The following is a 21,551-nucleotide window of genomic DNA, read 5'->3' on the forward strand; positions in this document are numbered from 1 at the left end:
GGGCGCGGTGACCCGCAAGGCCCTGGCACCGCCGCCTTGTCTGGCCGCGCTACTTGTCGCCGGAGCCCTTGCCGCCGTCGCCGCCCGGCCGGAGGCCCTCATAGACCTCTTTGCATTCCGGGCAGACGGGGAACTTCTTCGGATCGCGGCCCGGAGTCCAGACCTTGCCGCACAGGGCGATCACGGGCTCGCCAGACAGCGCGGATTCCATGATCTTTTCCTTGCGGACATAGTGCGAGAAGCGTTCCCGGTCACCGGGTTCCACTTCCTGGCGCAGTTCCTCGCGCTCGATTGTGGCCGTCGACGTCCCGGCTCCGGAGAGCTCGCGCATCGGGTCGTTTTCGAGAGGATCGGTCATGCTGTTCATGAGACCCATCTTAGCGGCTGGATCGGACGGCGGTGCGACGGACGGGCGGCGGCACGGCGGCGTCACCGCGAAAAACGGTGGGCTACAGGCCCTGCCACGACGGCTTGTTCTCGTAGCTGTGCCGGTAGTAGTCGGCGAGCCGCAGCGACGACGCCGCCGCCTCGTCGAGCAGGACTGTGGCGTGCGGGTGCAGTTGCAGCACGGAAGCCGGACAGATGGCGGCGACCGGTCCCTCCACGAGGTCGCGGACCGCCTGGGCCTTCTGCGCGCCGGTGGCGATAAGGATCACATGCCGGGCCTCCAGAATCGTTCCCAGCCCCTGCGTGACGACGTGGTGCGGAACCTTGGACAGGCTCCCGAAGAACCGGGCATTGTCCCGCCGGGTCTGCTCGATCAGGGTCTTGATCCGGGTCCGCGAGGCAAGGGAGGAACCGGGCTCGTTGAACCCTATGTGGCCGTCGGTGCCGACGCCCAGCAGCTGCAGGTCCACTCCCCCGGCCGCGCGCAGGGCCTCCTCGAAGGACCGGCAGGCGGCCGGGATGTCCGCGGCCGAGCCGTCCGGCCCCAGGACGTTCGCCGGGTCGATGTTCACGCGCTCGGTGAATTCACGCCGGATCACCTCACGGTAGGACTCCGGGTGCCCGGGCGGCAGCCCCACATACTCGTCGAGGGCGAAGCCGCGCACCCGGCTGAAGTCCAGGCCGTCCCGTTCGTGCCGCAGCGCCAGTTCGTTGTAGACCGGCAGCGGGGATGACCCGGTTGCCAGGCCCAGGACGGCGTCGGGCCTGCGCCGGAGCAGCGCCTCGATCGCGTCCGCCGCGAGGGCGGCGGTCGGCTTGCTGCCGGAGAGAATGACGACTTCCATGGCTCTGCCTTTTGCCCTTGCCTTGCCGTTCCCGTTGCCGGATGTGCCCGGTGCCGGATAAACGCTGCCGGATAACCGCTGCCGGATGTCCGCTGCGGATGTGCCCTAGGGGCAGGGTATCCCAGTCCCGGCCAGCGCGCGCGGTCAGCGGTTGACGGTCAGCTGGGCCAGCAGTTCCGGTCCCCGCGCGTCGAGCCATTTCCCGCCCAGCCGGACCCCGGCGGCGAACAAAGCGAGTCCCAGGACCGGGCCGAGGACCAGGTTGATCCAACCCGGGACAGCGCTGCCGGTGATGAACTGTGCCACCAGCAGCGCCGTTTCGGGGAGCACGAGCAGGAGCAGGACGCCCATGCCGCCGAACTGCACCGCCATGGTCTGCGCCACATTGCCCGGCGGTTTTTTGAAGGGGCTGTCCCCGGGAAGCGGCACGGCGACGGTATAGCGCGCGGACACCACGGAGGACAGGCCCATCCCGCTGAACAGCACCCCGAGGGACAGCCCGAGCACACCGGGCAGCAGCTGCCAGTCCGCGCCGAACAGGAACGGCAGGACGCTGAGCGCCAGCACCGCCGGCAGGGCAAAGACCAGGCACGCCACGGCGCGGCCCAGCCGGTCGTGGGCCCCGCTGACTCCCGTGGAAAGGTGCAGCGCGAAGGCGGTGTTGTCATAGGAGACATCTGTTGAGATGGACCAGGCAAGCAGGAAGGCGGTCAGCGGACCGACAAAGAGGAGCATTGTGTAGGATCCGGTCTGGGCGGCCTGGAACAGGAACAGCACCGGCAGCAGGGGCACGACGACGAGGGCGCCCGTGTAGCGGGGGTCCCGAAGCCAGTAGCTCAACGACCGCGCCGCGACCGCGCCCGCCGGCGTGGCGGGGAACAGACCGAAGAAGCCCAGCCCGCCCGCTCTTTTCTTGGACGAGCCGGCGTAGGGCGGCGTCACGAGCGCCCGCTGCAGCAGGAGCTTCCAGCACAGCGCGAGCCCGGCCAGGGTGGCAACCGCGATCAGGAATTTGATGGCCGCGGCGCCGTAGCTCCCCGCCGCCAGTTCGCCGCCGAGGGACCACGCGGCACCGGCCGGGGTCCAGGACAGCGTCCGGGCCAGTCCGGTCAGGAAGTCCCCGGAGCCCGCAATCCCCTCGGCGACACCAGCCACGATCGGTCCCATCAGGACCAGCGGGATCAGGAAAACCATGGCGCTGGCATCCTTGAACCGGCGCGAAGTCGCCAGCCCCGCGGTGGCGGTGGTGACCACTTTGGACAGCACAATGCAGCTCAGCACCCCGAGGGCCGCCCCGACCAGGGCGCCCGCCGCACCGGGAAGGTTCCGGGACCAGGTCCCGACGGTGCCCAGCGCCACCAGTGTGGTCGCCGTGCCCGGGATGCCGATCAGCCCGCCCAGGGCCAGCCCGGTCAGCAGCTGCGGCATCGGCACGGCGAAGGTGGTGAACCGTGCCGGGTCCAGGGTCAGGTCGGCGGCGGAGGCAGCGACCGGGACGACGGCCCAGCCCAGGAGCGCCGCGGCACCGCCCAGCACGACGACAGTCTGCGCCACGCCGGGCTCCGCCCCGCGCAGGAACAGCAGCCCCGTGATGCCGAGCGCCACGAGCCCGAGGGCGTACAGGGTGCCGATGCCAAGGCCCACGAGCTGCCACGGGCTGCGCCGGACGCTGTTGCGCAGCAGGGTCAGCTTGAGCCTTAGAAGGTGCGCAACCATTCCAGCCCCTCCGTGTGGTTGCGGCCTCCGACTAGCTGGACGAAGCGGTCTTCGAGGGTCGCCCCCGCGCGGACGGCATCCACCGTCCCGGCGGCGAGCACCCGCCCGGCGGCGACGACGGCGACGTGGTCGCACATCCGCTGGACCAGGTCCATGACGTGGCTGGAGACAATGACGGTGCCGCCGGAGGCCACGTAACGGTCCAGGATGTCGCGGATGTTGGCGGCCGATACGGGGTCCACGGACTCGAACGGCTCGTCCAGGACCAGCAGCCGGGGCGCGTGGATCAGCGACGAGGCGAGGGCGATTTTCTTGGTCATGCCGGCGGAGTAGTCCACCACCAGCGTCCCGGCATCCGGACCCAGGTCCAGGGCGGCGAGCAGTTCCCTGACGCGGGTGGCCACCACGTCCTTGTCCATGCCGCGCAGCAGGCCGGCGTAGCTGACCAGCTGCTCGCCGGTCAGCCGGTCGAAGAGCCGGACGCCGTCCGGGAGGATGCCCATCAGCTTCTTGGCCTCCAGCGGCCGCTTCCAGACGTCCACGCCGTGCACGAACGCCGTGCCGAACTCGGGCCGGAGCAGGCCGGTGGCCATCGACAGTGTGGTGGTCTTGCCGGCGCCGTTCGGGCCGACGATCCCGTAGAAGGAACCCGCCGGAACGTCCAGGCTGATGCCGTCGACGGCGATCTTGTCGCCGAAGCGCTTGGCGAGCCCGCGCAGCGACAGGGCGGGAACAGCCTGACCCGCCTGGTTTTCGGGGGCAGGCGGATGCGGTTGCTCGAAAGTCATGTCGTTAGACTAACCGCCCGGGTCCGCGGAAGGGATCGTCCGCAAGGCGTACCCCCGCCGGCGGACCGCCGCGCCGTTGGGTGGCCGTGCCGTTGGGCCCGCGTGCCGTTAGAAGGAGTGGCGGGGGATGGCCCGTTCGTACTGCGGCGGCCACGCCACGTCCTGGCCCAGTTCGAACGCGGCCCGCAGCCACCAGTGCGGATCCCGGAGGGCGGCGCGGGCAATGAAGACGCCGTCAGCCTGGCCGGTGGCGACGGCGTGCTCCGCCTGGCCGGCCGAGGTCAGCAGCCCGACAGTGCCGGTTTTGACCCCGGTTTCACGCCGGATCCGGGCCGCGAAGCCGGTCTGGTAGCCCGGTCCCACCGGGATCTTCTGGTAGGCGACGGCGCCGCCGCTGGAAACGTCCACGAGGTCCACGCCGTGGTCCGCGGCCGCCCGGGCCATCCGTACCGAGGCTTCGACGTCGATGCCGCCCTCGGCCCAGTCGGAGGCCGAGATCCGGAGCAGCAGCGGCATGGTGTCGGGAATGACGTTGCGTACGGCGTCGACCACGGCGAGGGTCAGCCGGTTCCGGCCGGTCTCGTCACCGCCCCAGCGGTCCGTGCGGTCGTTGACGAGCGGGCTCTGGAACTGGTGCAGGAGGTAGCCGTGGGCGCCGTGGATTTCGATCGTGTCGAAGCCGGCTCCGACGGCCCGGACCGCAGCGGCCGCGAAGTCGGCGATGACGCCGTCGATCTGCCCTTCCGTCATCGCCGAGGGGGCCTCGTAGCCGTCAAAGGCTCCCGCGCCGGGTCCAACGGTGGGCCAGCCGCCGTCGGCGGCGGGCACCGTGCCCTGTTTGCCGGAGAAGGGCCAGTAGGAGGAGGCCTTCCGGCCGGCGTGGGCCAGCTGGGTGCCGATTTTGGTCTCCGCGGTGCCGTGGCGGTGCACAAAGGAGGTGATCCGTTCCCATGCTGCCGCCTGGTCGTCGTTGTAGATCCCGGCGTCCCGGGGGCTGATCCGTCCGGCGGCGTTCACGGCGGCGGCCTCGGTGAGGATCAGGGCAGCCCCGCCCGTGGCGAAGGAACCCAGATGCATCAGATGCCAGTCGTTGGGGACACCTTCCCCGGTTTCCGGCTCGCAGCTGTACTGGCACATGGGCGACACCCAGCCGCGGTGCTGCAGGTGCAGGGAGCGCAGTTCCAGCGGCGTGAAGAGGGCGGAGCCCACTAGAAGAGCACCCGGGCGAGGTTCTGGCGCGCCTTCGCCACCCGGTCGTCGCCGGTGCCGACGACGTCGAACAGTTCCAGCAGCCGGACCCGTGCCGTTTCCCGCTCCGGGCCGAAGTTCCTGCCGATGAACGCGACAATCCGGCCGAGGCCGTCCTCCACGTGTCCGCCGGCGATGTCCAGGTCGGCCACGCTGAGCTGGGCCTCCAGGTTGTCCGGTTCGGTGGCGGCCTGCTGGCGCAGCGCCTCGGAGTCCGCGGCGGCGAGCGGCTGGAGCCGGCCCATCAGCTCCACCTGCGCGAGCCCGGCCTTGGCCTCGGCATCGGCGGGCATTTCGAGCAAGGCCTGGCGGTAGGCGTCGGCGGCCGCAGCGTAATCCCCGGCCTCGATGGCGTCGAACGCCTTCTGGTGCAGGGGCGGCAGCGGCGGGGCCTCGGGCTCGCCAGCGCCGGGTTCGCCCGTGCCGACCTGTCCGGCCACGCCGTTGGCGGCGGCGACCTTGAGCAGTTCGTCCAGCAAGCTCCGGACCTGCAGTTCCTCGGCTCCGCCCTGGAAGAGCGGAATCGGCTGGCCGTTGACGAGGGCCACGGCGGTGGGAACGGCCTGCACCTGGAAGGCCTGGGCCAGCTGCGGGAACACTTCGACGTCGGCGGCGCCGAGGACGAGCCGGCCTGCATAGCTGTCAACGATCCGTTCGAGCACGTCGACCAGTTCGGCGGAACCGGGCGAGTAGGCCGCCCACAGCGCCACGACGACCGGGACCTGGGCTGAGAGCTCCACGAGCTCCTGGAAATTGGCTTCGGTGATGTCAACCCGGAGCGGACGGCGCGGGTGCTCCGCGTCGCCGTTGCCCGCGGCGGGCACTCCGGGCATCCCCGGTGCGCCGGCGGCACCGGGCGCGGCCGGCGGCGCCGCAGGGCGCTGTTTCAGGGAGGACAGGTCGACCGCACCGCGCAGGTTGAGCGGGTTGGCGGCAGCTGGCGGGACCGGGCGGGAGGCTGGCGAAGTCATGGTTCCACTCTAGCCATATCGGCACGGTCCGGTGCCACCGGAAGGAGAGCGGGCAGCAGAAAAGACCCGGCCTGCTGGCCGGGTCTTTTCCGTTGGCACTGGTTCTGCCGGTGCTACTGGTGACTTTGTGGAAGCCGCTGCTGGCCTACTTGAAAGTCGCTCCCACGAGGCCGCGGGTTGCGGCGACGAGCCTCATCGGGTCCTGGGACCCGGCCGGCGGGATGTAGACGGCAACGGACTCAGCGAAGTTCAGGACCATGCCGGTGCTGGTCTCCTTGCCGCCGGCCAGGGCCGCAGCGTCGTCGCCGATCGTCAGCTTGTCGCCGGCGGCCTTGGGGGTGCCATCGAACGCGAAGTCCAGGCGGCCCATGGCCAAGGCCCCTCCGTCGGCGGTCCGGAACACCACAACGCTGCCCGGGACCATCTTGTGGGTGAAGGAGAAGGTGCCGTTGACACCCGAGTTCACGACATCGGCCTGGTAGGCCAGCGTGTCCGCAATATACGGGGACGACTCTCCCTCGGCGAGCTTGTCCTTGAACGTGGACTCGGCGGAGTTCAGCCGGTCCCCCAGCCCGCCCAGCGCTTCTTCACCGCTGTAGAGCAGACCCGACTTGTCGGTGGGTGCCAGCGTCTCGGTGCCGCCGCGGGCGATCCCCGGGAAGGTCGTTCCCGGCTGCAGCGGGGTGGTGAGGACGAGCTTGTAGTTCTCCCGCGGGGAGGCCTGGGTCAGGGTGAGCAGCTGCGGAACGACGTTGCCCTCGCCCTGGGTGACAGCCATGACCGTACGCGGCCAGCTGCGCTGCTCGGTGACCACGGTGGTGAGGAGCTTGGTGGCACGGACCGGCATCCGGGGCTCGTACGAGCCGACCTGGGAGCGGATCTTGTAGTTCTGCGTGCGGACCTCGAGTTCAGGACCGGCCACACGCGGCTCCAGCTTGCTGGCGTCCTTGGCCGCGTCCCCGGCGTCGACCGCGCTGGCAACCTGTTCCAGGATGCGGCGGAACTGGACATCAACCAGGACCGGTGACGCCGGAGCCTGCTCCGCTGCGGCGGAAGAAGTGGCCGGTGACGGGGCCGGCGTCTGGCTGGCCTGGGCCGCCACGCCGCTGCCGGCGACGGCGGTGGCGGTCAGCACGGCCACGACCACTCCGGAGCGCCGCAGGCGCTGTCCGACGGTTCCCGGTGCGGCGGTGAGCGGCTGGGAGGCGTTCTTCGGGGCAGTGTCCTTGGGGGCAGTGGCCGTCGGGGCAGTGTCCTTGGGCGCCGCCGCCGTCGGGGCGGCGGACTGGACCTCGGAGCCCCGGGGGGCGGTGTCCTTGGAGCCGGCGGCCGGCTCCCCGCCGTTGCCGGAAACGCCGTCGCCGGTTCGGGTGCCGGACTTGGGCTTGAGCACCAACAGCACGGCGCCGGCCAGGATCAGCAGGCCGCCGATGACCATCAGGGGAATGGCCCACGGGGTGGACGTGTCGTTCGGGAAGGTCATGGTGATGGACGCGGGGGCCGGCTTGGTGCCGTCCGTCGCGAGCAGCAGCGACCAGTCGCCGTCGGCCGGCGCGGTCCAGTTGTACTTCAGCTCGCCGCTGGCGTTCTCCGTGCTGACCCAGAGGTCCGAGCCGGCCGGCGAGGGCGCGGCCGCTTCCCCGTCAGCATGGGTCAACTGCAGCGCCTTGCCGTCCTCGGAGACCCCGGAGACGGTGTTGTGCGCGGTGGCGCCAACCCAGGCATCGACGTCGTCAGGGCGGCCGGCGGCCAGCATGAAGCTGCCCTCGCCCTTGACGTTGATCGTCACTGTGCCGTCGTGCAGCGTGCGGAGCTTCTCGTCAAAAACGGTCAGCGGCGCGGCGGTGGCACCTGAGGGGGCGGTGGCCGTCACGGTCTCCGGTGGAGCCCAGAAAGTCTTCTGGCCGATTCCGGCCAGCAGTGTCAGGAGGCCCAGCAGCACTAGTGCAACTGCAGTCTTGAAACGCAAAATATTACCTATCATCAGCGGACACGTAGCTTCAATAGTAACCGTTTTGTTACCACAGAGTCAGATCGGGCTGTTTGTCAACCCCTTCCGGGGTCCCCGCGGCAGCCCCAAAAGAGCGCCGTAACAAGCCTGCTGATAGTGTTTGCGGTGATCATCACACTGGGGCCGCCGCAGCGCCTCGGCCGGGGATATACAGAGAATAAAGGGCTTTCAACGCATTGACTGGACACACGGACTCGTCCCCCTCAGGACCGGAAGAAACCAAGGAATCCGGCAGCACGGTGGACAGTCCGCAGGAGCAGGTTTCCCCCCGCCGGGTGGCCCTGGCCGGGGTCCTGAACTCGATGGCCCACCGCTTGCGCCAGCCCCTGCCGGGCGCCCAGCCGCGGCTCCGCTTCGAGATGCCCCCGGAGCAGGTGGACGACGAGATAACGCCCGAGACCGAGACGGGCACCCGCTTCGGCAACCCAGGTCCGCGGATGTCCTCCCAGCACCCCCTCTACGTCGGGTTCATGGGGACGGTCGGCGTCGGCGTGGCCCTGCTCGTCTACTGGATCGGCTCCAACACCACCCAACTGATCCTCTGGATCGTGGCGGCACTCTTCATCGCCCTGGGCCTGGACCCGGTGGTGCGCTGGCTCGAGGGGAAAAAGCTCCCCCGCGCCGCCGGCATCGTGGTCGCCGTTTCCACCCTGGCACTCGGCGTCGCGGCCTTCTTTGCCACGCTGATCCCCACGATCGTCCAGCAGGTCACGCAGATCGTCGAAGAGGCGCCGCGATGGATCACTGATTTCATCAACTCCGACTTCTTCCGCAGCATCGACAACCAGTACGGGGTGCGCGAACGCATCACCCAGGAGCTGGAGAAGTTCGTCAACGACCCTGAGGCGATGGGCGGCATCTTCGGCGGTGTCGTCGGTTTCGGCTCCACCGTGGCCAACGGGCTTTTCGGCGCCCTGATTGTGCTGGTGCTGAGCCTCTACTTCCTCGCCGCCCTGCCGGCCATGAAGAAGTGGGGCTACCGGCTTGCCCCGCGGTCCCGCCGGGCCAGGGTCGAGGCCCTGTCCGAGGAAATCACCGGGTCAGTCGGCAACTACGTGATCGGCCAGGCCGTCGTCGCGCTCGTGAACGCAACCTTCGCCTTCATTGTGATGACGATCGTCGGCGTCCCGTTCGCCGTCCTGCTGGCCTTCGTGGTGGCCCTGCTGGCGTTCATTCCCCTGGTTGGCGGGCTGATTGCCGGTGTCATTGTCACGCTGATCGCCCTCACCGCGGGCTGGCAGACCGCGGTGGTCTATGCCGTCTGCTACTTCGCCTACCTGCAGTTCGAGGCCTACTTCATCTCCCCGCGCATCATGCAGAAGGCCGTCGCGGTGCCCGGCGCCGTCGCCGTCATCTCGGTGATCGCCGGCGGCAGCCTGCTCGGTGTCCTGGGCGCGCTGATCGCCATCCCCACGGCGGCCGCCATCCTGCTCCTGGTCAAGGAGATCTTCATCGTCCGCCAGGACAACCACTGACATTTTCCGCTACGGAGAAGGACAGCCGCTGCGTGGATCCACGCGGCGGCTGTCCTTTTCCGTAGCGGAAACTCCAGAGGGCGCTCAGGCGTGCGCGGTGGCCACCGGACCGGCCCACTCGTGCGGCAGTTCGGTGCGGGTGACGCCGTCGCCGGCACGGCCCGGGAGTACTTCATCGACGATTTCGTTGAGCACCCGGCCGGCGTACTTCTCCCCCACCCACAGGTGCTTGGCGCCGTCCACGCCCACGACGCGGGCCTGCGGCACCACCTTGAAGCGCTCCGTGGCCCCGGCCGGCTGGAGGTAGTCGTCCAGCTCGGGAACCAGGACCTTGAGCGGTTTGCCGGAGGCTGCCCATTCCTTGAGGTGCACCTCCGTGGCCCGGTGCAGCGGCGGCGAGAGCAGGATGGCACCTTCGACCTCGGAGGCCACCGGTTCCGACGCCCCGTACATCAGTGCGAGCTCGGTGCCGAACGACCAGCCCACGAGCCAGCGGTTCGGCAGGCCGCGGTCGACGGCGAACTTCACGGCCGCCTCGACGTCGAGGCGTTCACCGATTCCCTCCTCGAACGCTCCCTCGGAAGTTCCCCGCGGTGAACCGGTGCCGCGGGTGTTGAACCGGAGCACGGCGATTCCGGCCAGGGCGGGCAGCCGGTAGGAGGCTTTCCGGTACACATGCGAGTCCATGAAGCCGCCGTGTGTGGGCAGCGGATGGAGCGTGATCAGGGTGGCCTTCACCTCGCCGGACTCCGGGAGCGCGAGCTCGCCCACGAGCCGGTGTCCGTCACTCGTGCGGAGCACCACGTTCTCCCGGCGGGCCGGGAGAACGGTGGAGGCGCGGATTGCGGTCGGTGCGGAAGGCTGGCTGAAGACGTACGACGCCGGGTCAAAACTCATGCGTCCAGCTTAGCGAAAGCCGCCGGCGAAGCAGTCCGTGCCGGCACTCAGCGGTACCGGTAGCTGCGTGAGGTCCAGCAGTTCGTGTGCCAGTGCCGCCGCTCCGCGAGGCCAGCGGCGGGCCCGAAGAGATGGGATTCGGACCACACGACGAGATGCGCCACGCCGGGCAGCACCGCCGTCGAACAGCCCGGACAGATGTAGGTCTTTTCCGCACGGCCGGCGGTCACGGGCCGGACCGACCACTCGCCGTCCGGCGCACTTTCCCGCCGCGCAAAGCCCGAGCGCGCGCGTTCCAGGTCCAGCTCCGGCACGGGTCCGCCCTTGACGCCGGGCTTGGGGGCCTTGCCCGGGCCGGCTCGTCCTGACACGGCTCGGCGGGGGCGGTTGGAACGGGGCATGGTTCCATTCTGCCCCAGTCCGGGTGCCCGTTGTCCCTGCAGGCGGTAGTGTTGACCGGGTGCGTTTAGTCATAGCCCGTTGCTCCGTTGATTATGTCGGCCGGCTCAAGGCCCATCTCCCGCTCGCCACCCGGCTCCTGTTGGTCAAGGCCGACGGTTCCGTTTTGGTCCACTCGGACGGCGGATCCTACAAGCCGCTGAACTGGATGAGTCCCCCGGCGTCCCTGCGGGTCTCCTCCCCGGACGAGGTCGACGTCGAAATCGGCGTGGTCGAGCAGTGGACCGTCCAGTCGGCCAAAACCGACGACCGCCTGATCATCAACATCCATGAGCAGCTGCACGACACCTCCCATGAGCTCGGCCAGGACCCCGGGCTGATCAAGGACGGTGTGGAGGCGGACCTGCAGCGGCTGCTGGCGGACCAGATCGAACTCCTCGGCGCCGGGTTCTCCCTCATCCGCCGCGAGTACTTCACCGCCATCGGTCCGGTGGACATCCTGGCCAGGGACGCCAAGGGCGCCACGGTGGCCATCGAGCTCAAGCGGCGCGGTGACATCGACGGCGTCGAACAGCTCACGCGCTACCTCGAACTGCTCAACCGGGACCCCCTCCTGGCTCCGGTCCGCGGGATCTTCGCCGCCCAGCAGATCAAGCCGCAGGCCAAGGTGCTGGCAAACGACCGCGGCATCGACTGCGTCACCCTCGACTACGACGCCATGCGCGGCGTCGACGACGTCGAGTCCCGGCTCTTCTAGAACCCACTGCGCCGGCCCTCGGCCCCCGGCTATGAGCCCATTGCCAGTGCCAGCTGTTCCCTGAGCCCGGCAAGGTGAACAGGCCCCGATGTGTCCACCGTAATTGTTGGGCCGAGCGACAGGGGACCTGCCTGCGCCGTCCAGTCGGCCCAGGCCGTTTCCGCCGCTGCCCCCATGGAATGAATCCTGTGCCGCCGCCGCGACTCATAGCGGCCCCGGGCCAGCATCGGGTCGATCTCGCACCAGATCTCCACCACGTCCGGGCTCCCCGATTGAGCGATGCCTTTGGCCACGTAGTCGAGGTCTCGTGGCCGGTACCACCACGATTCGACAATGGCGGTCCCCGGGATCGAAGCCGCCAACTGCCACATGGTTTCAGACGCAAGCTGTCCCAGCCGGCCGCTGGCAACGGTGCCCCCGGCGATGTCGGCCAGCATTTCCTTCAGCTCGTCCTTTGAGACGACCGGCACGGACAAGGCCGCGCCCAGTTCCCGGCTCAATGTGGTCTTCCCTGAGCCAGGGAGACCATTTACCAAAATAAGGGATTCAGCCATAGTCCATTGTGGCGTCAGAACAGAGCGCTGCCGGGAAGCGGTGGTCGACCGTGGGTGAAAGGGCCGTACGGTATTCGGCCGTGAAATCATTCGTCGATACTTTGTACAAATTTTATGAAATTGTGCGCCGGGCCCGTTGACCTGACGCAAATGACATGAAATTCTTAGACCAGTCTTTGTGTAGGTGTTTTTTCATGCTCGCAAGACATGTTGCGAGCGTGAAGCTCCTGCCGCCGAAGTCCGGTTGATCCGGTCCCACAGCCAAGGTTCTTCTCGCGGAGTGACCAAGTCCGGCACGAAGTGTGCCGGCCTTAACCAAGATCCATAATGAGGAGATATACATGGCACAGGGAACCGTCAAGTGGTTCAACGCTGAAAAGGGCTTCGGCTTCATCACCCCGGATGACTCCGATGGCGATGTCTTCGTTCACTACTCTGAGATCCAGACCGGTGGCTTCAAGACCCTCGACGAGAACGCACGCGTTCAGTTCGAAATCGGCCAGGGCGCCAAGGGCCCCCAGGCTACCGGCGTGACGCTGGTCTAGTCCCCCGCAGCGGAACTGCCAGCGGCAGTCTCCGCGCAGAAATGGTCCCCGGCCTCCGTGCCGGGGACCATTTTTTGCCTCAGCGCACGAGCGTCCGCAGCAGCCGCGCGCTGTGCCGCACGGACAACCCGGGCAGATAGGCCCGGCTCAGCGCCCTGCCCATGGCGGGCAGCTGCAGGGGGTCCTGGTAATAGAGGTACAGCGTCCGGTAGTCGGGTTTGAACCTGGACTTGAACGTGGCCAGGGAGCGGAAGCCGTAGACGGGCTCGAGAGCCTTCCCGACGACGTCGAGGATTCTGGCCAGCGACTCGGGCCCGGCCTCATCGCCGGGGCCCTCCGCCACCGTGTCAGCTTCCTTCGCCAGCGGGGATCCGGACAACGAGATGACCTCCACCGAGCTCCGGAGCTCCTGGACCGCCGACGCGATCAGGAACTCCATGACGCCGGGGAAGGCGTCCCCGCGCCGGCGCATGAAGTCCAGCGTCCAGCTCACGAGGCGGCCGTCCGCGTAAACCGGCAGCCAGCTGGTGACGCCCTGGACCTGCCCCTCGGCGTCCACCGCGAGGCAGCAGAGCACTTCCGGGTCCTCAAGCTCATCGATGCCGCCGAGCGTGAATCCCATCTCGGGGATGCTCTTCTGGGCGGCCCACTCCTCCGAGACCTCGATCAGCTGGGCGCGCACCGCCGGCGCGAAGTCGGCGTAGCGGCCCCACACCGCGCGCACCCCGGTCTTCTTGGCCCGGTTCAGGGCGGTCCGGACGTTCTGCCAGTCCTTGCCCTTGAACTCGAGCGAGCGCACGGCCAGCCGGGTCTCCTGCGCCACGGCCACCCGCCGGAACCCGCGGCCCTTCAGCAGCGGCCACAGCTCGTCGGTGCAGGAGTAGAAGCAGGGAATGAGGGCATGCTCGGCGCAGTATTGGATGAAGCCCGCCGCGGTCTCCTCGTGGGACGCCGCCGGGCCGAAGGGGCCCGCCAGGGTCAGCGCGACGTTGCCATGCTGCTGGTAGGCCACTCCCCCGCGGCCGTCCGGCGCGAACCAGTACTTGTTGGGCTCCCACAGCGCCATCCAGGACAGGGAGTCGCCGCCCTGGCGGATCAGGCTGCGGGCCACGTCACGGTCCCCTGCACCTGCGTCGCTGAGGTGCAGCCGGCGCTGCAGGACCAGCCAGACGGCGGCCAGTGCGACCGCCCAGAAGATGATGCCGGAGGCGGCGAAGAGGAAGGCCTCCACGGCGTCGCGGCCCTGGAAGAAGCGGCTGTAGATTCCGGGGATGGGCAGCGGCAGGTACTGGCGGGAGAGCTCGGCGGCCAGGCCCAGCAGGCCGCCGTCGCGGTCCATCCCGCCGGCGGCCAGCCAGACGCCGGTGTAGAGGGACGCCAGCACCAGCCAGGTGCCGCCGACCACCGCTGCGAGGGCCCGGCGGGCCCGGGGGCTGGTCTCGACGCGGAACTGGCGGCGGTTCGCCGCAAGCAGGACAACAAGCACGAGCGGGACCACCACCAGGGGCAGCACGTGCACGAACCCGGACCCCATCACGCCGGTGTGCGGCCGGCTGGCGTACTGCGGAATCCTGGCGAACAGGGACAGGTAGACGGCGGCCATGGCGGTCACGGCGAGCTGGAGCGTGATCGCGATCCGCAGGGCGAGCCGGCGGCCGTGCCGCATGCCGTCGGCGCAGATGAGCAACAGCACCACGGGCACCACCGCCAGCGCGAGGCCCAGCGGCCCGGCGAACCCGGCGCGGCCGGCCTCAAGGCAGGTGGCGTCGATAGTGCCGCCGCAATTCTGCTCCAGTTGGTTCAGCGTGGGCAGCGGGTTGAGCACGACGTCCCGCAGCAGTGCCAGCGGCCCGGTGGGGGTCCGGACCGTGGCAGTCAGGATGGGTCCGACGGCGAAGATCGCCACGGTGAGGGCGAGCAGGTTCCGGGTTTCGCGCCCGGTGGAGCGGTGCCGGTGCAGGGTGCCTTTGTCGCCCTGGATCCACCAGCCGGCCGCCAGCCCCGCCAGGGCCCCGGCGAATCCGACGACGGTCTCGGCGTGCCCCACGTACAGCACGAGCATCAGGGAGACGGAGACGACGCCGGTGCGCAGTCGCCGCTGCCACAGCGTGGGCAGCAGCCCGCTGGACGCCAGCGACACGGCCAGGACGGCCGCGTACGGGCCCATGAGCCGCGCGTCCACCATCCGGCTGAGCCAGCCGTCGTCGGCGTAGCGGGCGAGTTGTGTCACCAGCAGGAACAGCGTCACCGCCGCGAACTGGGCGGCGAAGTAGAAGACGGCCGTGCGCCGCGTACCGAGCTGCCGCTCGGCGAGGCCCAGCAGGAGGAGGATCATCAGTGCGGCCGAGAAGTAGGCCAGCAGGTTCGTGGCGAAGAACATCGAACTGAACAGCGACCACCAGTTCCCGGCCTTCAGTTCGGGGGCACTGACCGACGCCACGTCCAGCAGTGATTCCGGCGGCCCGGAGAGGAAGCTTCCGGTGGCCGCGCCGGTGATCAGGAAAACCGCGAGGACGCCGAGGGTGAACGGTATGGCCCGCAGGTGGCCCAGCGACTGCCGCAGGCCCTCGCGGCCCAGGCCCTGGAGGGGGCCGGCCCGGTCCCCCGCCGCCCTGCCGTGGCTGCCGGGCTCACTGCCGGATGCCCCAGCGGGACGCCAGGAAGTCCAGCCCGGCGGGCAGCCCCTTGGACCCGGTCTCCCAGGAGTGTCCCGCGTCGGGGACCAGCCGCGTTTCCACGGTGAACCCGGCCGCGCGCGCGGCGTCGGACAAGACCTCCAGGTAGCCGACGAATTCGGGGTCCCGTTCGCCGGCGGCAAAGTAGATGGCGTGATCCTCAAAGCGGTGCTCCCGCATGAGCCGCAGCGGCGTCTGGCGGTCGAAGGCCTCGGTGTCGCCGCCATAGGCGGCTGCAATGGTCTTTTCCCGCTCCTTGGCGAGGGCGGGTTCCTGCTCGCTCGAAAAGGCCAGGGCGGAGCTGTAGACGTCCGGATGCCGGGTCACCATCTGCACGGCGCAGGTCGCGCCGAAGGAGAATCCCCCGGCCGCCCACTGCTGAGGGTCCGGATCCACGTCCAGCGTCCGGTTGATCCAGGCCGGCACGTCCTCGGCCAGGAACGTGTCCGCCCGGGCGATCATGCTGTCCATGCAGAGGGTGTTGCCCGAGGCGGAGCCGTTCGGGTCCACGACGACGACCACCGGAGCCACCCCCTGGTGCGCTGCCGCGTACTGGTCCATGCGGCTGCGCAGTGCCCCGCCGGTGAGCCAGTCTGCCGGTGCGCCCGGCTGCCCGGCGAAGAGGACCAGGACGGGCAGCGCCGGGCGGGGCGAGGCCTGGTAGGCCGGCGGAAGATAGACATAGGCTTCCCGGCTGGCAAAGCCTGAGCTGGTGCCGGGGATTCCGGCCCGCCGCAGCACGCCGCCCCCGGGCAGGTCAGCCGGCGGGTTCCACCCGGAAAGGCTGACGGCGGCGGAGGGTCCGGGGGCGCGTTTCAGCCCGTCTTCCAAGGGCTGGATGCGGGCCAGGGCGGTGCCGGTCAGGTCACTCACCGTGTGGTTGAGGCCAAAGTAGCCGTTGATCTGGACCGCGGAGAGCAGCACGACGCCGAACAGGGCGGCCGTGGCCACCGCCGTCGTCCGGACCGGGCGCCGGGGACCGTTGGGGCCGGGCGCCCGGGCCGCGCGCGTGGGCCCCCAGATTCCCCACAGGCGCATCAGCCAGAGCAGCAGCGCCGCGACGGCGGGAAGGGACCAGGCCAGGACCTCGCGCGGAAGTTCCCCCGGGAAGACGGAGAAAACGTAGATCAGTGCCCAGTGCGCCCCGGCAAGCAGCGCGGCGGCGGCCAGGACCGCGGCGACGGGGGGAAGCAGGAAGGCCAGCCGGCGGGGGGAGGTTTTGCCGCCGTTGGCAGCGCGTCGCCGTCCCTGCCACAGCAGGTAGAGCAGGCCCGCGGTGCCCGCGATCCAGGCGATCCAGAGCACCGGCCCGTCGACGACCCTGAGGTCTTCGATGAAGTCCACCGGGGCTAGCGCCAGGTGCCGACGCCGACGACGGGCCCGGCCTCAAGCCAGGACGAGAGCCCCGTGTAGGCGTCGAACCGCATCGCCAGCAGGACGTCCTGCCCTTCGTACCGGAGTTCGACAATCACGGCGTCGGGCTGGACTTTGACAAGTTCGGATTCGGTGGGTTTGCGCCGGCCGATCAGCTCAAGCGAACTGCGGCGGAAGGTGTGCTTCGGCCGCATGCTCAGCGAGGCAAGGCGGAACCACTCAAGGTCGTTGTCCTGATAACGACAAACCCCCATCTGCCAGCTGTTTCCAGCCGTGCAAATGGAGGCGTCCACCGTGCCCAGGGCGCGCCGCAGATTGAAGCGGCGCACCCCGGAAAGGCACAGTGCAAATACCAGCAACGCAAAGACCGTTGCCAGGGCGATGAACGGAAAAACAGTATCGTTCATCAAGGTCGTGCTAGCGGATCCCCGCAGTAGCCGCGTCGCCCATTTGGGCGTTGTCAGCAACAATGACGACCCGGTTGTTGTCGACGGAGAAGAACCCGCCGTCGACAACTACGGCAATACGGTCACCGGAAACCGGCTGGATTGCCAGCTCACCTTCGGCCAGAATCGCCAGCAGGGGCGCGTGGCCGGGCAGGATTCCGATTTCACCATCGCTGGTGCGGGCCTTGACCATCGTGGCCGCTCCGGACCACACGAAGTGGTCCGCTGCGACAATCTCAACCTCAAGCTCAGCCATATTACTTGGTCTGTTCCTGGATCTTGGCCCACTGGCGCTCAACGTCATCCAGGCCGCCGACGTTGAAGAACGCCTGCTCTGCAATGTGGTCGAGCTCGCCGTCGCAGATCGCGGTGAAGCCTTCAACGGTGTCCTTGATGGTCACGGTGGAGCCCTCGACGCCGGTGAACTGCTTGGCGGTGTAGGTGTTCTGCGAGAGGAACTGCTGGATGCGGCGTGCACGCGACACGACGATCTTGTCTTCTTCAGAGAGCTCGTCAACGCCGAGGATGGCGATGATGTCCTGAAGTTCCTTGTTCTTCTGCAGGATCTGCTTGACGCGGACGGCCGTGTTGTAGTGGTCGTTGCCGATGTACTGCGGATCCAGGATGCGGGAAGTCGACGTCAGCGGGTCAACGGCCGGGTACAGACCACGGGAAGCGATTTCACGGGAAAGTTCCGTGGTCGCGTCGAGGTGTGCGAAGGTCGTGGCCGGGGCCGGGTCGGTGTAGTCATCTGCGGGAACGTAGATGGCCTGCATCGAGGTGATCGAGTGGCCCTTGGTGGACGTGATGCGCTCCTGCAGGAGGCCCATCTCGTCAGCCAGGTTGGGCTGGTAGCCCACGGCCGACGGCATGCGGCCGAGGAGGGTGGAAACCTCGGAGCCTGCCTGGGTGAAGCGGAAGATGTTGTCGATGAAGAGCAGCACGTCCTGGTTCTGCACATCGCGGAAGTACTCCGCCATGGTCAGTGCGGACAGGGCCACGCGCAGGCGCGTTCCCGGCGGCTCATCCATCTGGCCGAAAACAAGGGCGGTGTCCTTGAGGACGCCTGCCTCTTCCATTTCAACCCAGAGGTCGTTGCCTTCACGGGTACGCTCGCCGACACCGGCGAACACCGAGGTGCCGCCGAAGTTGCGGGCAACACGGGTGATCATTTCCTGGATCAGCACGGTCTTGCCGACACCGGCACCACCGAACAGACCGATCTTGCCACCCTTGATGTACGGGGTGAGAAGGTCGATGACCTTGATGCCGGTTTCCATCATCTCGGTGGAACCCTCAAGCGTCGCGAAGGCCGGAGCCTTGCGGTGGATGGGCCAGCGCTCGGTGATGCCGAGTTCCGACTCAGCCACGTCCAGCGGCTGTCCGAGGACGTTGAAGATGTGTCCCTTGACGACGTCGCCGACAGGAACGGAGATGGGGGCACCCGAGTCCACTACAGCGGTGCCGCGGACGAGTCCGTCGGTTGCCTGCAGGGAGATGGCGCGAATGACGTTGTCGCCGAGGTGCAGGGCAACCTCGAACGTGATCGTCTTGGTCTCACCGTTGAGAGTAATCTCGGTGGTGAGTGCGTTGTAAATCGAGGGGATTGCGTCAGCCGGGAATTCGACGTCGACAACCGGGCCAATAACACGTGCAATACGGCCGGTAGCACCGGTCGTCGCGGCTACGTGTTCGGTAGCAGTGGCAGTCATCTCTCTCACTTCACTCAGTAGATGGCGTTGGGGTTAAGTTTACCTTGGTGCAGGTACAGCAGGATCCGAGCCCGTGGTGGCTAGGACGCGTTCAACGCGTCGGCACCGGCCACGATTTCGGAAAGCTCCTGCGTAATTTCAGCCTGGCGGGCAGTGTTGCGCAGACGCGTGAACTTCTTGATGAGGTCCGTGGCGTTGTCGCCGGCGGACTTCATCGCCCGCTGGCGGGCAGCCAGCTCCGAAGCTGCTGCCTGCAGCATCGCGGCGAAGATGCGTGATTCGATGTAGCGCGGCAGCAGAGCGTCAAGAACCTGCTCCGTTTCCGGCTCGAATTCGTAGAGCGGCAGGAGGTCCGATTCGGACGCAGCCTGCTCTTCGACAACCTCAAGCGGGAGAAGACGGATAACCGTCGGCTCCTGGGTGACCATGGACTTGAAGCGGGTGTAGACGACATGGATCTCGTCGACGCCGCCCTCTGCGTAGTCCGTCGCAAAGTCAGCCAGCAATGCCTCGCCGATTTCCTGTGCGGTGGCAAACTCCGGCGCATCCGTGCCGCCGGTCCAAACGCGCCCGTAGGGACGGTTCCGGAAGTCGAAGTACGCCTGCGCCTTGCGGCCGACCAGGTAGAACTTGACTTCTTTGCCCTCCTCGACGAGCAGCTCGTTGAGGCCTTCCGCCTGCTTGAGCACGCTCGCGGAGTACGAACCTGCAAGGCCACGGTCCGAGGTGATTACCAGGACGGCGGCCCGGCGGATCTGCTCCGGCTCGGTGGTCAGCGGGTGGTCGATTTCGCTCTGGCTTGCGACAGCAGAAACGGCACGCGTGATGGCGTTTGCGTAAGGCAGTGAAGCTGCTACGCGTGCTCGGGCCTTCCCGATGCGCGAGGTAGCGATCAGTTCCATCGCCTTGAAGATCTTGCGCATCGACGTCGTCGAGCTGATCTTCTGGCGGTAGACCCGGATCTGGGCTCCCATACTTATCCTTTCCTAAGATCCCGATGGCCGGGACTGCCGGAACCTAAGTGGGCTCCGGCAGTCCCTGCCAGCGAAACTAGCGCTTCTGCTTGACGATTTTTTCCTGGTCGACCTGTGCCTCGTCGATGGGGGCGTGCTCTTCGTGCCCTGCACCAACCAGGTGGTTGTCTCCCTCGCCGAAGAAGCCCTTCTTGAAGTCCACGATCGCGGTCTTCAGTGCTTCTGCAGTGTCATCGCTCATGACGTTGGTCTGGGCCAGCGTCGTCAGGATGGAGGACTTGTGCTTGAGGTGCTCCAGGAACTCGGTCTCGAAGCGGTTGATGTCCTCAACCGGAACGTTGTCGAGGTGCCCGTTGGTGCCGGCCCAGATGGAGACGACCTGGTTCTCGACCGGGAACGGCGAGTACTGGCCCTGCTTGAGCAGTTCCATCAGGCGTGCGCCACGGGTCAGCTGCTGGCGCGATGCGGCGTCGAGGTCCGACGCGAACATTGCGAACGCCTGCATGTCGCGGTACTGAGCCAGTTCCAGCTTCAAGGTACCGGAGACCTTCTTCATGGACTTGACCTGGGCGGCGCCACCCACGCGGGAAACGGAGACACCCACGTCGACGGCCGGACGCTGGTTGGCGTTGAAGAGGTCCGACTGCAGGAAGATCTGGCCATCGGTGATGGAGATCACGTTGGTCGGGATGTAGGCGGAGACGTCGTTTGCCTTCGTCTCGATGAGCGGCAGGCCGGTCATCGAACCTGCACCGAGCTCGTCGGAGAGCTTGGCACAACGCTCCAGCAGGCGGGAGTGCAGGTAGAACACGTCGCCCGGGTAGGCTTCGCGTCCCGGCGGGCGGCGGAGCAGCAGCGACACTGCACGGTAGGCCTCGGCCTGCTTGGAGAGGTCATCAAACACAATGAGGACGTGCTTGCCGCCGTACATCCAGTGCTGGCCGATGGCCGAACCGGCGTAGGGTGCCAGGTACTTGAAGCCTGCGGGGTCGGACGCGGGGGAAGCCACGATGGTCGTGTATTCCAGGGCGCCGTTGTCCTCAAGGGTCTGACGGACGGCCGCGATCGTGGATGCCTTCTGGCCGATGGCTACATAGATGCAGCGCACCTGCTTGTTGACATCCCCGGAGGCCCAGTTGGCCTTCTGGTTGATGATCGTGTCGATGGCGATAGCCGACTTGCCGGTCTGACGGTCACCGATGATCAGCTGACGCTGGCCGCGGCCGATCGGGATCATGGCGTCGATAGCCTTGAGGCCGGTCTGCATCGGCTCGTGGACCGACTTGCGCTGGGTCACGCCGGGCGCCTGGAGTTCCAGGGCACGGGTGGTTTCGGCCTTGATCTCGCCAAGGTCATCGATGGGCTCGCCCAGCGGGTCGACGACGCGGCCGAGGAAGGCGTCGCCCACCGGTACGGACAGAACCTGTCCGGTGCGGTGAACTTCCTGGCCTTCTTCGATGCCGGTGAAGTCACCGAGGATGATAACGCCGATCTCGCGGACGTCGAGGTTCTGGGCCAGGCCCAGGGTGCCGTCTTCGAAGCGAAGCAGCTCGTTCGCCATGACCGAGGGAAGGCCCTCAACACGGGCGATGCCGTCACCTGCGGTTGTTACACGGCCGACCTCTACGCGCTCTGCGTTTCCGGGTTCGTAGGACGCCGCGAACTCGTTCAACGCATTACGGACGTCGTCGGCGTTGATGGTCAATTCGGCCATCTGCAGTCCCTGCTCTCCTGTTTTCGTGATCATCGTTGCTCACGATGACCGGGGTTTCGTTTA

Annotated in this window: 20 protein-coding genes; 3 read left to right on the top strand and 17 right to left on the bottom strand. The window is 67.8% G+C overall.

The window, feature by feature from the left end; genetic code table 11:
- Window positions 1-49: 49 nt before the first annotated feature.
- From AC06G6_RS12870 to AC06G6_RS12900, 7 genes are all read right to left on the bottom strand, one after another.
- Window positions 50-358 (bottom strand): DUF3039 domain-containing protein, encoded by a 309-nt coding sequence (locus AC06G6_RS12870; protein WP_443094306.1) that lies wholly within the window; start codon window positions 356-358, stop codon window positions 50-52.
- A 91-nt stretch (window positions 359-449) separates the two neighbouring features.
- Entirely contained in the window at window positions 450-1,232 is a 783-nt protein-coding gene (gene nagB, locus AC06G6_RS12875) for a glucosamine-6-phosphate deaminase (protein ID WP_479822621.1), read from the bottom strand.
- Window positions 1,233-1,376: 144 nt separating this feature from the next.
- Complete coding sequence (locus AC06G6_RS12880) at window positions 1,377-2,948, bottom strand: transporter (RefSeq protein WP_479822623.1); 1,572 nt, start codon at window positions 2,946-2,948, stop codon at window positions 1,377-1,379.
- Window positions 2,930-3,736: an ABC transporter ATP-binding protein gene (locus tag AC06G6_RS12885; protein ID WP_479822625.1), complete on the bottom strand. Its 807-nt coding sequence runs from the start codon at window positions 3,734-3,736 to the stop codon at window positions 2,930-2,932. Before AC06G6_RS12885 ends, AC06G6_RS12880 begins: the two co-directional genes overlap by 19 nt.
- A gap of 108 nt (window positions 3,737-3,844) precedes the next feature.
- Complete coding sequence (locus AC06G6_RS12890) at window positions 3,845-4,945, bottom strand: NADH:flavin oxidoreductase/NADH oxidase (protein ID WP_479822627.1); 1,101 nt, start codon at window positions 4,943-4,945, stop codon at window positions 3,845-3,847.
- Window positions 4,945-5,955 (bottom strand): co-chaperone YbbN, encoded by a 1,011-nt coding sequence (locus tag AC06G6_RS12895; protein WP_479822629.1) that lies wholly within the window; start codon window positions 5,953-5,955, stop codon window positions 4,945-4,947. Before AC06G6_RS12895 ends, AC06G6_RS12890 begins: the two co-directional genes overlap by 1 nt.
- 145 nt (window positions 5,956-6,100) lie before the next feature.
- The gene (locus tag AC06G6_RS12900; protein WP_479822631.1) at window positions 6,101-7,939 is read right to left on the bottom strand and encodes a hypothetical protein; all 1,839 of its coding nucleotides are present in this window, start codon (window positions 7,937-7,939) and stop codon (window positions 6,101-6,103) included.
- A 329-nt stretch (window positions 7,940-8,268) separates the two neighbouring features.
- Between AC06G6_RS12900 and AC06G6_RS12905 the strand changes: the two genes are divergently transcribed.
- Window positions 8,269-9,441 carry an AI-2E family transporter gene (locus AC06G6_RS12905; protein ID WP_479828665.1) on the top strand — a complete coding sequence of 391 codons (1,173 nt, stop codon included), beginning with the start codon at window positions 8,269-8,271 and terminating at the stop codon, window positions 9,439-9,441.
- Window positions 9,442-9,525: 84 nt separating this feature from the next.
- Here the strand turns inward: AC06G6_RS12905 and AC06G6_RS12910 are convergent, their stop codons facing one another.
- Window positions 9,526-10,338 (bottom strand): alpha/beta hydrolase, encoded by an 813-nt coding sequence (locus AC06G6_RS12910; RefSeq protein ID WP_479822633.1) that lies wholly within the window; start codon window positions 10,336-10,338, stop codon window positions 9,526-9,528.
- Window positions 10,339-10,385: 47 nt separating this feature from the next.
- On the bottom strand, window positions 10,386-10,739 hold the full coding sequence (locus tag AC06G6_RS12915) for an ATP/GTP-binding protein (protein ID WP_479822635.1): 354 nt from the start codon (window positions 10,737-10,739) through the stop codon (window positions 10,386-10,388).
- A 59-nt stretch (window positions 10,740-10,798) separates the two neighbouring features.
- Here AC06G6_RS12915 and nucS point away from each other — a divergent pair, with 59 nt between their 5' ends.
- Window positions 10,799-11,494: an endonuclease NucS gene (gene nucS / locus AC06G6_RS12920; protein WP_307459645.1), complete on the top strand. Its 696-nt coding sequence runs from the start codon at window positions 10,799-10,801 to the stop codon at window positions 11,492-11,494.
- Window positions 11,495-11,523: 29 nt separating this feature from the next.
- On the opposite strand, the gene AC06G6_RS12925 is transcribed toward nucS, so the two are convergent.
- Window positions 11,524-12,048, bottom strand: coding sequence for a P-loop nucleotide/nucleoside kinase family protein (locus AC06G6_RS12925; protein WP_479822637.1), 525 nt, complete (start codon window positions 12,046-12,048; stop codon window positions 11,524-11,526).
- A gap of 341 nt (window positions 12,049-12,389) precedes the next feature.
- On the opposite strand from AC06G6_RS12925, the gene AC06G6_RS12930 reads away from it, so the two are divergent.
- Window positions 12,390-12,593 (top strand): cold-shock protein, encoded by a 204-nt coding sequence (locus AC06G6_RS12930; protein WP_024365900.1) that lies wholly within the window; start codon window positions 12,390-12,392, stop codon window positions 12,591-12,593.
- Between the two features lie 79 nt (window positions 12,594-12,672).
- Here the strand turns inward: AC06G6_RS12930 and AC06G6_RS12935 are convergent, their stop codons facing one another.
- The 7 genes from AC06G6_RS12935 to atpA all read right to left on the bottom strand — a co-directional run bounded on the left by AC06G6_RS12935 (window position 12,673) and on the right by atpA (window position 21,488).
- Entirely contained in the window at window positions 12,673-15,033 is a 2,361-nt protein-coding gene (locus AC06G6_RS12935; protein ID WP_479822639.1) for a bifunctional lysylphosphatidylglycerol flippase/synthetase MprF, read from the bottom strand.
- Between the two features lie 190 nt (window positions 15,034-15,223).
- Entirely contained in the window at window positions 15,224-16,612 is a 1,389-nt protein-coding gene (locus tag AC06G6_RS12940; RefSeq protein WP_479822641.1) for an alpha/beta hydrolase, read from the bottom strand.
- A 5-nt stretch (window positions 16,613-16,617) separates the two neighbouring features.
- Entirely contained in the window at window positions 16,618-17,049 is a 432-nt protein-coding gene (locus tag AC06G6_RS12945) for a DUF2550 domain-containing protein (RefSeq protein WP_282382449.1), read from the bottom strand.
- 10 nt (window positions 17,050-17,059) lie between these two features.
- The gene (locus tag AC06G6_RS12950; protein WP_307459655.1) at window positions 17,060-17,344 is read right to left on the bottom strand and encodes a F0F1 ATP synthase subunit epsilon; all 285 of its coding nucleotides are present in this window, start codon (window positions 17,342-17,344) and stop codon (window positions 17,060-17,062) included.
- Window position 17,345: 1 nt separating this feature from the next.
- Window positions 17,346-18,800 carry a F0F1 ATP synthase subunit beta gene (gene atpD, locus AC06G6_RS12955; RefSeq protein WP_282382444.1) on the bottom strand — a complete coding sequence of 485 codons (1,455 nt, stop codon included), beginning with the start codon at window positions 18,798-18,800 and terminating at the stop codon, window positions 17,346-17,348.
- Window positions 18,801-18,880: 80 nt separating this feature from the next.
- Window positions 18,881-19,774 carry a F0F1 ATP synthase subunit gamma gene (locus AC06G6_RS12960; protein WP_307459658.1) on the bottom strand — a complete coding sequence of 298 codons (894 nt, stop codon included), beginning with the start codon at window positions 19,772-19,774 and terminating at the stop codon, window positions 18,881-18,883.
- A gap of 76 nt (window positions 19,775-19,850) precedes the next feature.
- Window positions 19,851-21,488 (bottom strand): F0F1 ATP synthase subunit alpha, encoded by a 1,638-nt coding sequence (gene atpA, locus AC06G6_RS12965; protein WP_282382575.1) that lies wholly within the window; start codon window positions 21,486-21,488, stop codon window positions 19,851-19,853.
- Window positions 21,489-21,551: the final 63 nt, after the last annotated feature.

The sequence above is a fragment of the Arthrobacter sp. CJL-S3 genome, from assembly GCF_056711635.1.

Coding starts and splice junctions, on each gene's coding strand:
- AC06G6_RS12870 (WP_443094306.1), bottom strand. CDS start 358: ATGACCGATCCTCTCGAAAACGACCCGATGCGCGAGCTCTCCGGAGCC.
- nagB (WP_479822621.1), bottom strand. CDS start 1,232: ATGGAAGTCGTCATTCTCTCCGGCAGCAAGCCGACCGCCGCCCTCGCG.
- AC06G6_RS12880 (WP_479822623.1), bottom strand. CDS start 2,948: ATGGTTGCGCACCTTCTAAGGCTCAAGCTGACCCTGCTGCGCAACAGC.
- AC06G6_RS12885 (WP_479822625.1), bottom strand. CDS start 3,736: ATGACTTTCGAGCAACCGCATCCGCCTGCCCCCGAAAACCAGGCGGGT.
- AC06G6_RS12895 (WP_479822629.1), bottom strand. CDS start 5,955: ATGACTTCGCCAGCCTCCCGCCCGGTCCCGCCAGCTGCCGCCAACCCG.
- AC06G6_RS12900 (WP_479822631.1), bottom strand. CDS start 7,939: ATGATAGGTAATATTTTGCGTTTCAAGACTGCAGTTGCACTAGTGCTG.
- AC06G6_RS12905 (WP_479828665.1), top strand. CDS start 8,269: ATGGCCCACCGCTTGCGCCAGCCCCTGCCGGGCGCCCAGCCGCGGCTC.
- AC06G6_RS12910 (WP_479822633.1), bottom strand. CDS start 10,338: ATGAGTTTTGACCCGGCGTCGTACGTCTTCAGCCAGCCTTCCGCACCG.
- AC06G6_RS12915 (WP_479822635.1), bottom strand. CDS start 10,739: ATGCCCCGTTCCAACCGCCCCCGCCGAGCCGTGTCAGGACGAGCCGGC.
- AC06G6_RS12925 (WP_479822637.1), bottom strand. CDS start 12,048: ATGGCTGAATCCCTTATTTTGGTAAATGGTCTCCCTGGCTCAGGGAAG.
- AC06G6_RS12930 (WP_024365900.1), top strand. CDS start 12,390: ATGGCACAGGGAACCGTCAAGTGGTTCAACGCTGAAAAGGGCTTCGGC.
- AC06G6_RS12945 (WP_282382449.1), bottom strand. CDS start 17,049: ATGAACGATACTGTTTTTCCGTTCATCGCCCTGGCAACGGTCTTTGCG.
- AC06G6_RS12950 (WP_307459655.1), bottom strand. CDS start 17,344: ATGGCTGAGCTTGAGGTTGAGATTGTCGCAGCGGACCACTTCGTGTGG.
- atpD (WP_282382444.1), bottom strand. CDS start 18,800: ATGACTGCCACTGCTACCGAACACGTAGCCGCGACGACCGGTGCTACC.
- AC06G6_RS12960 (WP_307459658.1), bottom strand. CDS start 19,774: ATGGGAGCCCAGATCCGGGTCTACCGCCAGAAGATCAGCTCGACGACG.
- atpA (WP_282382575.1), bottom strand. CDS start 21,488: ATGGCCGAATTGACCATCAACGCCGACGACGTCCGTAATGCGTTGAAC.